Source organism: Aestuariicoccus sp. MJ-SS9, from assembly GCF_032586235.1.
Lineage (GTDB): Bacteria > Pseudomonadota > Alphaproteobacteria > Rhodobacterales > Rhodobacteraceae > Aestuariicoccus.
Map to the genome: position 1 here is coordinate 107,634 of NZ_JAWHTD010000006.1, position 12,489 is coordinate 120,122.

Genomic DNA, 12,489 nt, shown 5'->3' on the forward strand with positions numbered 1-12,489 from the left:
GGCTAGCGCCCGAAGAGCCAGTTCGCCCGGCGCGGCACACGTACCGCCAGCATCGGCTTCAGCCAGGGCGAGCGAAAGCGGGTGAGGTCCAGCGCCTCGTGCACGCCGACGCTGGTCGTTCCGTCGAGGGTCGTTTCCACCATCGAGCGCGAATAGAACGGCGCGTCCAGCATGTTCATCACCTGGCGCGGTTTCGCCCCTGCATCGCCCCGCGTTTCCCGTTTGACGGCCCAGAACGAGCGGCGAAAGCCCAGCTTTTCGGGCAAAGCGATCTCCTGCGCCGTGCCGTCAGGGTCGAAATGGAACCCCGCGCCCAGTTCCGATCCGTCAAGCCGCGTGGCGTCGTAGAAACAGGTCGAGCCGCCCCGGTGCGGGAAGCGGCCCCAGGTCCAATAGGCGAAATCCTCTTCCAGCGCGCGGGTGCCGAAATTGGCGTCGAAATAGCCGTGCCCGGACCATTGCCAGCCCGGCGCCTCCAGATCGACCTCGATATCCGACACCGGCCCGAATGGCCGCCAGATATGCGCGCCGTCGGGGGTCAGCGGCAGTTCCACATGGGTCACCGCGCGCGGGGTCACGCGGATCTGTCCGCGCACACGGCCGATCAGCGGAGGGCCGGATATCTCGTTCACGTCGACGATCAGCTGACCGCTCTCCCACCGCATCGACGAAGGGCCCACGTCGAACCGCCGGGGGCTTTGCCGCAACGCGCTGCGGCCCCGGTCGGTCATGGTGAACCGCCCGCCGGGGCCATAGGTAGCGACGTTGATGCAGACGTGGTTTTCCGGGTCTTTGCGGCCCGACCAGCGATACCAGGGCGAAAAGACCGATCCTATGAACCCGATGACCGAGACGGCGCGGGTGCCACAATCGCTGATGCCGTCGATGTACCACCAGGCGTAGCCATTCGGCGGGATGTCGAGGTTGAAGTTCGGTCCCTCAGTATCGCCGCGGCCGCGTGCCGGCCGGAGATGGCCGCCATCGGCACACCCGCCCCCGGATGCGCCCCGCCCCCGCAGATCGCCAGCCCCGGCACCGGAGTCTGCGCCGTTGGACGGTCCAGCGCCGCCGTCATCCCGTGCGGGCTCTGCCCGTAGAGCGATCCTGCGCTGGCCGGAAAGAGCGCGTCGAATCCTTGCGGCGTCGTCAGCGCAGCTTTTTGAGGTTCCGGTGAGAACGTCGTTCCGAAGCGTTCCAGGGTTCGGAAAGTCCGTGTGTGGCATGTCTGGAAATCCTCGGGCTCGGGCAGTCGCCGGGTCAGGGGCGGCGCGTTCATGATGATCTCGAACCGCTCGGTTTCGGGGGCGGGGTCGGGCTGGCCACGATCTTCGGCACACAGGTAAAGCGTCGGGTCGTCGGGGATGCGCCCCTGGTCGAGATCGCGGAATTCGCGCGCGGGATCGGCGCAGAAGAAGACATTGTGATGCACGAGGCCGGGCCCCTTGGCCTGGGCGGCAAAGGCCCAGACATTGGCCGACAGGCTGCGCGGCTTGTGCGCGGTCTGCGGCGCGATGGCTGCCGCCCCGTCGCCCAGCTGCCCCAGCGCCAGCGCGCGGGGATCGCCATTGAACACCACATGCCGCGCCGGCAGGACCGATCCGTCCGACAGGGCCACGCCTGTCACGCCTTCGCTGTCGATCAGGATGCGGGTGGCATGGGAATTGTAGCGGAACAAGCCGCCGCGGGCCTCTATCAGCGCGGCGATGGCGCGGGCCAAGGCGTGCATCCCGCCTTTGACCACCCAGACCCCCGCCGCCTCGGCCTGCCAGATCAGCGACAAGAGCGCGGGCGACCGGTACGGCGATCCGCCGACATAGGTGGCGTAGCGCCCGAAAAGCTGGCGCAGGCGCGGGTCGCGGAACGACCGGTCCAGCAGCCCCGCCAGCGACGACATGGGCGCCATCGCCCGGATCAGATGCGGCTGCGCCAGAACGTGTTTCGACAGGGTCAGCAGATCGGCCTCGGGCGCCTCGATCACCGGGGCGCGAAAGCCGTCGAAAAGCGTTTGGGCGCGGGCGCTGAAGGCCTCGAACTCTTTGCGGGCGCGGGCACCGGCGAAATCGCCGATCGCCTCGGAGGACCGCGCGTGATCGGCATAAAGATCGAGCGGCCCGCTGTCGGGCCACCAATGCCGCGCCAGAATATCCTGCGGATAGAGCGTGACGTGCGAGGCCAGATCCTCGCCCGCCTCGGCGAAAAGCCTGTCGAAGACATGGCGCAGGGTCAGCACTGTCGGCCCGGCATCGACGCCACCTGCGGCGCTGGGCACCTGCCGCATCTTGCCGCCGGGCGCTGCGTGGCGATCCAGCACCGTGACGCGCGCACCGGCATGGGCCAACGGCAGCGCGGCGCACAGCCCGCCGATGCCGGCCCCGATCACGACGACAGGCCCGGTTCTGCGATGCTGTGGGGCAGGGACACGCGGTTTCATGTAACGATTGTTGACTCGCTTGGCGTATATGTCCAGTGTAGTTTACACTATGGTGTCCACTACAAGTGACACATTTGCGCGGGAGAGCGACAATGGAAATGCACGCACGCATCGACGCGGCCGTCACACGGGCCATTGCGGCGGGGCAGGGCGGGACCGCCCCCGCACAGCTTTCCGAGGCGTTGATGTATGCCTGCACGCCCGGCGGCGCGCGCATCCGTCCAACGATCCTGATGTCGGTGGCGATGGCCTGCGGCGACGACCGGCCCGAGCTGTCGGATGCCGCCGCCGCCGCGCTCGAGATCATCCATTGCGCCAGTCTGGTGCATGACGATCTGCCTGCTTTCGACAATGCCGATATCCGCCGGGGCAAGCCGTCGGTGCATCGGGCTTATTCCGAACCGCTGGCGGTTCTGACCGGGGATTCGCTGATCATCCTTGCGTTCGAAACATTGGCCCGTGCCGCGCCTCGGGCCCCGGATCGCGCCTTGCAGCTGATCCTGACGCTGACGCGTCAGAGCGGCATGCCGCACGGCATCTGCGCCGGGCAGGGCTGGGAGAGCGAGGAAAAGATCGACCTTTCGGCCTATCACCGCTCCAAGACCGGCGCGCTGTTCATCGCGGCGACCCAGATGGGCGCGCTGGCCGCCGGGCAGGAGGCCGAACCGTGGTACGAGCTGGGCGCGCGCATCGGCGAGGCGTTCCAGGTCGCCGACGACCTGCGCGATGCGCTTTACGATTCCGACACGCTTGGCAAACCGGTGGGGCAGGACGATCTGAACGGCCGTCCCAACGCCGTAGCCGTGCTGGGGGTGGACGGGGCCATCAAGCGGCTCAAGGACATTCTGTCCGGGGCAATCGCGTCGATCCCGTCCTGCCCTGGCGAGGCGCGGCTGGCCGAGATGGTGAACCTGCAGGCGGAACGTCTGACACCGGTGGTCGACCCAGTCCGCGCGCGGGTCTGAGCGCATGGCGATGGCCGCCGACGACCCCGGACCATCCGCCAGATCATCGCCCGGCTGGCGCACGCGGCTGGCCCGTATCGCCGCAAGGCCCGGGTTTCAGCGCTGGGCCGCCCGCTTCCCCATTGCCCGGCTGATCGCCAAGCGCGAGGGCGAAGAGCTGTTCGACCTGGTGCAGGGTTTCGTCAGCGCGCAGGTGCTTTTCGCCATTGTCGAGCTGAACCTGCTGCACCGGCTGATGGACGGGCCTTTGACGGCGGGCGAGCTGGCGCAGGGCACCGGGATCACCCCCGACCGGATGGGGCGGCTGGCGCAGGCCGGCGCGGCACTGGGCCTGTTGCGGCGCGACGGGGCGGACCGGTTCGGCATCACCCGCAAGGGCGCGGCGCTGGTCGGGGTTCCGGGGCTGGAACAGATGATCCGGCATCACGACGTGCTCTACCGCGATCTGGCCGACCCGGTGGCCTTTCTGAAGGGCGACACCGACCCGGAACTGGCGCGCTTCTGGCCTTATGTATTCGGCGCGCAGGGCGCGGTCGATCCGGCGACCACCGCCACCTATTCCGAGCTGATGGCGCAGTCGCAGGGGCTGGTGGCGCAGGACACTTTGGCCTGCGTGTCCTTGCAGGGCGTGACGCGGCTTTTGGACGTGGGCGGCGGCACCGGCGCCTTTGCCGAGGCCGCGGCCGAGGCAACGCCGGGCCTTGCCGTCACGCTCTTCGATCTGCCCAAGGTCATCGACGCGGCGCGCACAAGGCTTGCGGGAAGGGCGGACAGGATCATGCTGGCCGAAGGGTCGTTCCGCGATGACCCTCTGCCCGGCGACGCCGACGCCATCAGCCTGATCCGCGTGCTTTATGACCACCGCGACGACACTGTGCGTGCGCTTCTGGCAAAATGCCACGATGCGCTGCCCAAGGGCGGCCGCCTGATCGTGTCCGAACCGATGTCCGGCGGGGCGAGGCCTGACCCGGCGGGCGACGTCTATTTCGCGTTCTACTGCATGGCGATGGGCACCGGCACGGTGCGCAGTCAGGTCCGCATCGCCGCGCTGTGCCGCGAGGCGGGGTTCGACCGGGTGCAGACGCCGAGGGCCCGCCGGCCCTTTGTGACGTCGGTCGTGATCGCCCGGAAAAACTGACAACTTGTCGCAGCAAGGTGTCCATTTTCATTGACACATTGATATGTAACTTTAAACTGACACTTGAATTGTCAGAAACAAGCGACAGTCGGAATAGTCCGCCCGAAGAGATGCGGACCCAAGCGAGGGGAGGACCGAAATCATGCAAACAGACGCCGTTCTCCTGCGTGGACCCCGCGATCTGGCGCTGTCGCGCGTTGCGCTGAAGGACCCCGGACCGGACGATCTGGTGGTCGACATCAGGCATTCGGGAATTTCCACCGGTACGGAAAAACTCTTTTGGAGCGGGGATATGCCGCCGTTTCCCGGCATGGGCTATCCTCTGGTCCCCGGATACGAAGCCGCCGGCGAGGTGGTCGAGGCCGGGCCGAACACCGGCTATGCGCCGGGCGATCATGTCTTTGTGCCGGGGGCCAATTGTTATGACGGGGCCTTCGGACTTTTCGGCGGAGCTGCCGCGCGAATCGTCACCGACCAGACTCGTGTCACGCGAATCGATCCGGGCCACGGGGCCGAGGGCGCGCTGCTGGCGCTGGCCGCGACGGCGCGCCATGCCATGGCCGGGCTCGACAAGGCGGTTCCCGACCTCATCGTCGGACACGGCGTTCTGGGGCGTCTTCTGGCCCGGCTGACCATCGCCGCCGGGGCCGCGCCGCCCACGGTCTGGGAGATCGACGCCGATCGCGCGCAGGGGGCCGAGGGCTATGCCGTCATCCATCCCGATGACGACCCGCGCCGCGACTATCGCGCGATCTATGACGCCAGCGGAAATGGCGCGCTGCTGAATGATCTGGTGGGGCGCATCGCCAAGGGTGGCGAGATCGTGCTGGCGGGGTTTTACACCGCACCCCTGCAATTCGCCTTTCCGCCCGCCTTCATGAAAGAGGCACGGTTCCGCATCGCCGCCGAATGGGCGCGCGAGGACCTGACCGCGACACGGGCGCTGGTGGAAAACGGGGCGCTGCGGCTCGACGGTTTGATCACGCATCAGGCCAAAGCAGGCAATGCGGCCACGGCCTATCGGACTGCGTTCGAGGACCCGGCCTGCCTGAAAATGATTTTGAACTGGGAGAGTCCTTCGTGAAAGACGAAGTTGAAAAAGGCCGCGCGGATGCGCGCGAGGTGCCGAACCTCAAGGATTTCGACCAGCGGCTGCGGGACGAGGCAAACGAAGACCTCGCTGACGTTTTGCCCGCCGAGGCGACCAAGAAAACCCAGATCATCGCGATCTACGGCAAGGGCGGGATCGGCAAGTCGTTCACGCTTGCCAACCTCAGTCACATGATGGCCGAGCAGGGCAAGCGCGTGCTGCTGATCGGCTGCGACCCGAAATCCGACACCACCTCGCTGCTCTTCGGCGGCAAGGCCTGCCCGACGATCATCGAGACCTCGACCCGCAAGAAGCTGGCGGGGGAAGAGGTCAAGATCGGCGACGTGTGCTTCAAGCGCGGCGGCGTCTTCGCGATGGAGCTGGGCGGGCCTGAAGTCGGCCGCGGCTGCGGCGGGCGCGGAATCATCCACGGGTTCGAACTGCTTGAAAAGCTGGGCTTCCATGACTGGGATTTCGATTTCGTCCTGCTGGATTTTCTGGGCGACGTGGTCTGCGGCGGCTTTGGCCTGCCGATCGCGCGGGACATGGCGCAGAAGGTGATCCTGGTCGCGTCGAACGATCTGCAGTCGCTCTATGTGGCCAACAACGTGTGTTCGGCGGTGGAATATTTCCGCAGGCTGGGCGGCAACGTCGGCGTTGCGGGTCTTGTGGTCAACAAGGACGACCATTCCGGGGAGGCGCAGGCCTTTGCCGAGGCGGTCAACATCCCCATTCTGGCGTCGATCCCGCAGGACGACGACCTGCGCAAGAAATCCGCCAATTACCAGATCGTCGGCACCGATGCCTCGCCCTGGGGCGCGCTGTTCGCCGAGCTGGGCATGAACGTGGCCGAGGCCCCGCCGGTGCGCCCCGCGCCGCTGAGCCAGGACGGGCTGCTGGAGCTTTTCGACGGGTCGGAGACCGGCGCGGGCGTGGTGCTGGAGCCTGCCACTGACACGGATATGCGCGGCAAGAACGCGGAGCCGAAGGAGTCGCTTGAGGTGATCTACGACGACGCCTGACGGCAAGCCCCGGGGCGCTGCCCCGGACCCCGGAGTATTTGGACCAAGAAGAAGAGACGGACTTGAGCAAAGAAACCACATACGACGAGACGGCAGAGGTGGATGTCATCCGCGGCGAAGCGCGCGCGGAGACGCCGGACCTGCCGGATATGGCGGATGGGTTGGGTTGTCATTCCGGGTCCGAAATGGAGAAGGCCGCGCGGCTGGCGGGTAATTCCGAGATGCTGGACCAGTTCGCCCGGGATTATCCGGTGGGGCCCCATGACAAGCCGCAATCCATGTGCCCGGCCTTTGGGTCGTTGCGCGTGGGGCTTCGGATGAAGCGGGTCGCGACGGTGCTGTCGGGATCCGCATGCTGCGTTTATGGGCTGACCTTCGTGTCGCATTTCTATGGCGCGCGGCGGTCGGTGGGATACGTGCCGTTCAATTCCGAGACGCTGGTCACCGGCAAGCTTTTCGAGGACATCCGGGATTCGGTGCATGAGATGGCCGATCCGGACCGGTTCGACGCCATTGTGGTGACCAACCTGTGCGTGCCGACCGCGTCGGGCGTGCCGCTCCGGCTCTTGCCCGATGAGATCAACGGGGTGCGGATCGTGGGCATCGACGTGCCCGGGTTCGGCATTCCCACCCATGCCGAGGCGAAGGACGTTCTGGCGGGCGCGATGCTGAATTACGCCCGGCAGGAGATCCAGGCCGGACCGGTGGCGGCCCCCGAGGGCGGCAAGTCCGATCGTCCGACAGTGGCGCTTCTGGGTGAGATGTTCCCGGCCGATCCGATGATGATCGGCGCGATGCTGGCCCCGATGGGGCTGGCGGCAGGGCCGGTGGTGCCCTGCCGGGAATGGCGGGAATTGTACGCCGCTTTGGACAGCTCCGTCGTGGCGGCGATCCACCCGTTCTACACCGCGGCGGTGCGAGAGTTTCAGGCGGCGGGGCGGCCGGTCGTAGGGTCGGCACCCGTGGGCCATGACGGTACGGCGGATTGGCTGAAGGCTATCGGCGAGGCGCATGGGGTGCCCGCCAGTCAGGTCGCGGCGGCGCAGAACGCTTTCCTCCCGGCGATCAGGGGAGCGCTTGCCGCGGCCCCCGTGAAGGGCACGATTACCCTTTCGGGTTACGAGGGCAGCGAATTGCTGGTGGCGCGGCTGCTGGTCGAAAGCGGGGCGGATGTGCGCTATGTCGGCACCGCCTGCCCGCGCACGCCGTGGTCCGAACCGGACCGCGACTGGCTGGAGGCGAAGGGGATCAAGGTCACTTATCGCGCGTCGCTCGAGGACGATTGCGCGGCGATGGAGGCGGTCCGGCCGGACCTGGCCATCGGCACCACACCAGTGGTGCAGAAGGCCAAGGAGCTGGGCATCCCAGGGCTGTATTACACCAACCTGATCTCGGCGCGGCCGCTGATGGGGCCGGCCGGCGCTGGCTCTTTGGCCGAGGTGGTGAACGCGGCCATCGCGGGCAAGGACCGGATGGATCACATGAAGGCGTTTTTCGACGGTGTGGGCACGGGCGATACCGCCGGCATCTGGGAAGGCGATCCGAACCTGCGTCCGGATTTCCGCGCGCAACATCAGAAGAAACTGGAGAAACGGGCGCGCGCCGCCAAGGCGGAGCAGATGATATGACTTGTCTGTCGCAAAACGGTGCGCCTGAAGGCGCACCCTACGGGGCCGGGCGCAACAGCGTAGGGTGCGCCTTCAGGCGCACCGCATGGGGCGCATCATGCTGATCCAGGATCATGACCGCGCCGGCGGCTATTGGGGGGCTGTCTATGCCTTCTGCGCCGTCAAGGGCCTGCAGGTCGTGATCGACGGGCCGGTCGGCTGCGAGAACCTGCCGGTCACCTCCGTACTGCATTACACCGATGCGCTTCCCCCGCATGAGCTTCCGATCGTGGTCACTGGCCTCGGAGAGGAAGAGCTGGGTCGGGAGGGGACCGAAGGCGCGATGAAACGCGCCTGGGGTGTGCTCGACCCAGCTTTGCCGGCCGTCGTGGTGACGGGCTCTATCGCCGAGATGATCGGCGGGGGCGTCACGCCGCAGGGCACCAATATTCAGCGCTTTCTGCCGCGCACCATCGACGAGGATCAATGGGAAGCCGCGGACCGGGCGATGACCTGGATCTTCACCGAATTCGGCATGACCAAGGGCCGGATGCCGCCCGAGAAGAAACGCGAAGAGGGCGCAAAGCCCCGCGTCAACATCCTCGGGCCGATGTACGGCACCTTCAACATGCCCAGCGATCTGCACGAGATCCGCCGTCTGGTCGAAGGCATCGGGGCCGAGGTCAACATGGTCATGCCGCTGGGCGCGCATCTGGCCGAGATGCGCAACCTCGTGAATGCCGATGCGAACGTCTGCATGTACCGCGAATTCGGGCGCGGGCTCTGCGAATGTCTGGGCAAGCCTTATCTTCAGGCCCCGATCGGGGTCGAGTCGACAACGAAATTCCTGCGCAAGCTGGGCGATATGCTGGGGCTCGACCCCGGGCCGTTCATTCAGCGTGAAAAGCATTCGACGCTGAAACCGGTGTGGGATCTGTGGCGCAGCGTGACGCAGGATTTCTTTGCGACCGCCAGTTTCGGCATCGTGGCCAACGAAACCTATGCCCGCGGCATCCGCAATTATCTGGAAAACGACCTGGGTCTGCCTTGCGCCTTCGCCGTGGCCCGCGTGGCCGGCGCCAAGACCAACAACGACGAAGTGCGCCACCTGGTGCATACCAAACGGCCGCTGATCCTGATGGGGTCGATCAACGAAAAGATGTACCTGGCCGAGATGCAGGCCGGGCACGGCCCGCAGCCTGCCTTCATTCCGGCCAGCTTCCCGGGCGCCGCCATCCGGCGGCACACCGGCACGCCGATGATGGGCTACGCCGGTGCGACATACCTGCTGCAAGAGGTGTGTAACGGGCTCTTCGACGCGCTCTTCCACATCCTGCCGCTGGGCAGCCAGATGGACGCGGGCGAGGCGACGCTGACGCCGCTGCGCCGGGATTTCCCCTGGGATGCCGATGCCCAGGCCGAGCTGGACCGCATCGTCGCCCAGCACCCGGTGCTGACCCGCATTTCCGCAGCCAAGAACCTGCGCGACGCCGCCGAGGCAGCCGCGCTGAAACAGGGGGCCGAACGTGTCGTGATCGAGACGGTACAGGCCCTGACGACTTCAAAGGGAGGACCCGCAAAATGACGGACTTTACCTCAAACGACCCGCGCCCCCGGCACCACGCCAAGCGCGGGATGGAGTTCACGGTGTACTTCAGCATCATCTTCGCCCTCGCGATCCCCTTCGCGATGGTGGGCTGGATGCTGGACGTGTTCCAGAAGCAGACGCTCATGCTGCACGGCCCTCTGGCCCGTGCCTGGGCCGAGGCCGACCGGATCACACCGCTTATCTTCTCGGCCTGACCGCCGGGAGCCCGAAACTGCCCGCCCGGGGAAACCCGGGCGGGCAGGCCTGCGGGGCGCGAGCCCCAAAGGACCCAGCCGCAGGGGTTGCGGCGTCAGCAAGTACATTCCGGAGGAAAGTTCATGGCTGATAATACCGACCTGTCGTTCACAGGTCTTACCGACGAGCAGGCCCAGGAGCTGCATTCCGTCTACATGAGCGGCCTTTGGCTGTTCTCGGCGGTTGCGGTGGTCGCACACCTTGCGACCTTCATCTGGCGTCCGTGGTTCTGAGGAGACATAGAAAATGGCAAAGTTCTACAAGATCTGGCTCGTCTTCGACCCCCGTCGCGTGTTCGTGGCGCAGGGTGTCTTCCTTTTCCTGCTGGCAGCAATGATCCACATGGTCGTTCTTTCGAACGGTGTGAACTGGTTCGAAACAGCCGCCGCCGCAGGCATGTAACCACGCGCCCTCTGGGCCGTGGCCGCATGGCCAAAGAGCAAAGCTGCGGGCAGCCTTACGCGCAAGCCGGGTTGCCCGCGGCAAACCAGAACACATTGAAATGACGGTCGTCGTCCGCAGGGACGCGCGCCGCCAAACGCGGAGATCAAGAAGATGGCCTTGCTCAGCTTCGAGAAAAAATATCGCGTCCGCGGAGGGACGCTGATCGGCGGCGATCTGTTCGACTTCTGGGTTGGGCCCTTTTACGTGGGCTTCTTCGGGGTCACGACCGCCTTCTTCGCCTTGTTGGGAACGCTTCTGATCATATGGGGCGCGGCGCATCAGGGCACATTCAACCCTTGGCTCATCAACATCGCGCCGCCGGACCTGTCCTATGGCCTGGGCATGGCGCCGCTGATGGAAGGGGGGCTTTGGCAGATCATCACCATCTGCGCGACCGCCGCCTTCATCAGCTGGGCGCTGCGCGAGGTCGAGATTTGCCGCAAGCTGGGTATGGGGTATCACGTGCCCTTCGCCTTCAGCTTTGCGATCCTGGCCTATGTGACGCTGGTGATCTTCCGCCCGCTGCTGATGGGCGCTTGGGGGCACGGCTTTCCGTATGGCATCTTCAGCCACCTCGATTGGGTCAGCAACACCGGCTATGCCTATCTGCACTTCCACTACAACCCGGCGCATATGCTGGCGGTGACGCTGTTCTTCACCACCACGCTGGCGCTGGCGCTGCATGGGGGTCTGATCCTGTCGGCCGCGAACCCCGAGAAGGGCGAGGAAATGAAGACGCCCGATCACGAGGACACGTTCTTTCGCGATTTCATCGGCTATTCGGTCGGCACGCTCGGCATCCACCGTGTCGGGTTCCTGCTGGCCATCAACGCCGTCTTCTTTAGCGCCGTCTGCATCATCATCTCGGGGCCCGTCTGGACGAAGGGCTGGCCGGAATGGTGGAACTGGTGGCTTGAACTGCCCATCTGGGGCCAGAATGTGGGGATGTGATCATGAGCGGATTTCCTGAATATCAGAACATCTTCACCCAGGTGCAGGTCCAGGGCCCGCCCGAGTGGGGCATGGACGACAGCGGCAACGCCAAGGCCGAACGCGGCACAAAGGCAAGCTTTTCCACCCTGATCGGGTGGCTGGGCAACGCGCAGCTGGGTCCGGTCTATCTGGGCTGGACCGGGCTGATCTCGATCCTTACCGGGATCCTGGCGCTGAACATCATCGGGCTCAACATGCTGGCGCAGGTCAACTGGTCGATCCCCGAGTTCATCCGCCAGCTGTTCTGGCTGGCGCTGGAACCGCCGAGCCCGGAATACGGCCTGCGGATGCCGCCGCTCTACGACGGCGGCTGGTACATCATCGCCAGCTTCTTTTTGCTGGTCAGCGTGATGACCTGGTGGGCGCGGACCTGGTTGCTGGCGGCCGAGCACAAGCTGGGCAAGCACATCTTCTGGGCCTTCGGATCGGCGATCTGGCTGTTCCTGGTGCTGGGCCTCTTCCGCCCCATCCTGATGGGATCGTGGTCCGAGGCGGTGCCCTACGGCATCTTCCCGCATCTCGACTGGACCACGGCGTTCAGCATCCGGTACGGCAACCTCTACTACAACCCGTTCCACGCGCTTTCGATCGTCTTCCTCTACGGGTCGGTGCTGCTCTTTGCGATGCATGGGGCGACGATCCTGGCGGTCACCCGCTACGGCGGCGACCGCGAGCTCGAGCAGATCGTCGACCGGGGCACCGCCTCGGAACGCGCGGCGCTGTTCTGGCGCTGGACCATGGGCTTCAACGCCACGATGGAGGGCATTCACCGCTGGGCGTGGTGGTTCGCGGTCCTGACCCCGATCACGGGCGGCATCGGCATCCTGCTGACCGGCACGGTCGTGGACAACTGGTTCATCTGGGCACAGGAGCATCACTTCGCTCCGATGTATGACGGCAGCTTTGGCTACGAAGCATACGGGTCCTATGAAGCCTTCATTGGCAAGGAGAACTGA

At 65.8% G+C, this 12,489-nt stretch carries 13 protein-coding genes; 11 read left to right on the forward strand and 2 right to left on the reverse strand.

Features of this window, described 5'->3' with window-relative positions:
• Positions 1-2 precede the first annotated feature (2 nt).
• Both crtC and crtD read right to left on the reverse strand, forming a co-directional pair.
• Positions 3-878, reverse strand: a complete 876-nt coding sequence (gene crtC / locus RXV88_RS06580) for a carotenoid 1,2-hydratase (protein ID WP_316291456.1) — start codon at positions 876-878, stop codon at positions 3-5.
• Positions 833-2,431: a 1-hydroxycarotenoid 3,4-desaturase CrtD gene (gene crtD, locus RXV88_RS06585; RefSeq protein ID WP_316291334.1), complete on the reverse strand. Its 1,599-nt coding sequence runs from the start codon at positions 2,429-2,431 to the stop codon at positions 833-835. Before crtD ends, crtC begins: the two co-directional genes overlap by 46 nt.
• A 92-nt stretch (positions 2,432-2,523) precedes the next feature.
• On the opposite strand from crtD, the gene RXV88_RS06590 reads away from it, so the two are divergent.
• The 11 genes from RXV88_RS06590 to pufM all read left to right on the forward strand — a co-directional run bounded on the left by RXV88_RS06590 (position 2,524) and on the right by pufM (position 12,489).
• Positions 2,524-3,396, forward strand: coding sequence for a polyprenyl synthetase family protein (locus RXV88_RS06590; protein ID WP_316291335.1), 873 nt, complete (start codon positions 2,524-2,526; stop codon positions 3,394-3,396).
• A gap of 10 nt (positions 3,397-3,406) precedes the next feature.
• A complete protein-coding gene (locus RXV88_RS06595) occupies positions 3,407-4,534 on the forward strand; it encodes a methyltransferase (protein ID WP_316291457.1) in 1,128 nt (375 codons plus the stop codon).
• A 142-nt stretch (positions 4,535-4,676) separates the two neighbouring features.
• Complete coding sequence (gene bchC / locus RXV88_RS06600; RefSeq protein ID WP_316291337.1) at positions 4,677-5,618, forward strand: chlorophyll synthesis pathway protein BchC; 942 nt, start codon at positions 4,677-4,679, stop codon at positions 5,616-5,618.
• Positions 5,615-6,646: a chlorophyllide a reductase iron protein subunit X gene (locus RXV88_RS06605; protein WP_316291340.1), complete on the forward strand. Its 1,032-nt coding sequence runs from the start codon at positions 5,615-5,617 to the stop codon at positions 6,644-6,646. Before bchC ends, RXV88_RS06605 begins: the two co-directional genes overlap by 4 nt.
• Positions 6,647-6,708: 62 nt before the next feature.
• Positions 6,709-8,274, forward strand: coding sequence for a chlorophyllide a reductase subunit Y (gene bchY, locus RXV88_RS06610; protein ID WP_316291342.1), 1,566 nt, complete (start codon positions 6,709-6,711; stop codon positions 8,272-8,274).
• Positions 8,275-8,371: 97 nt separating this feature from the next.
• Positions 8,372-9,838 (forward strand): chlorophyllide a reductase subunit Z, encoded by a 1,467-nt coding sequence (gene bchZ, locus RXV88_RS06615; protein ID WP_316291459.1) that lies wholly within the window; start codon positions 8,372-8,374, stop codon positions 9,836-9,838.
• Entirely contained in the window at positions 9,835-10,056 is a 222-nt protein-coding gene (pufQ, locus tag RXV88_RS06620; protein WP_316291344.1) for a cytochrome PufQ, read from the forward strand. The genes bchZ and pufQ overlap by 4 nt, the downstream gene beginning before the upstream one ends.
• Positions 10,057-10,179: 123 nt before the next feature.
• Positions 10,180-10,329 carry a light-harvesting antenna LH1, beta subunit gene (gene pufB / locus RXV88_RS06625; protein ID WP_072778079.1) on the forward strand — a complete coding sequence of 50 codons (150 nt, stop codon included), beginning with the start codon at positions 10,180-10,182 and terminating at the stop codon, positions 10,327-10,329.
• A gap of 13 nt (positions 10,330-10,342) precedes the next feature.
• Positions 10,343-10,498: a light-harvesting antenna LH1, alpha subunit gene (gene pufA / locus RXV88_RS06630; RefSeq protein ID WP_316291349.1), complete on the forward strand. Its 156-nt coding sequence runs from the start codon at positions 10,343-10,345 to the stop codon at positions 10,496-10,498.
• A 153-nt stretch (positions 10,499-10,651) separates the two neighbouring features.
• Entirely contained in the window at positions 10,652-11,491 is an 840-nt protein-coding gene (gene pufL / locus RXV88_RS06635) for a photosynthetic reaction center subunit L (protein WP_316291351.1), read from the forward strand.
• 2 nt (positions 11,492-11,493) lie between these two features.
• Positions 11,494-12,489: a photosynthetic reaction center subunit M gene (gene pufM, locus RXV88_RS06640; RefSeq protein ID WP_316291354.1), complete on the forward strand. Its 996-nt coding sequence runs from the start codon at positions 11,494-11,496 to the stop codon at positions 12,487-12,489.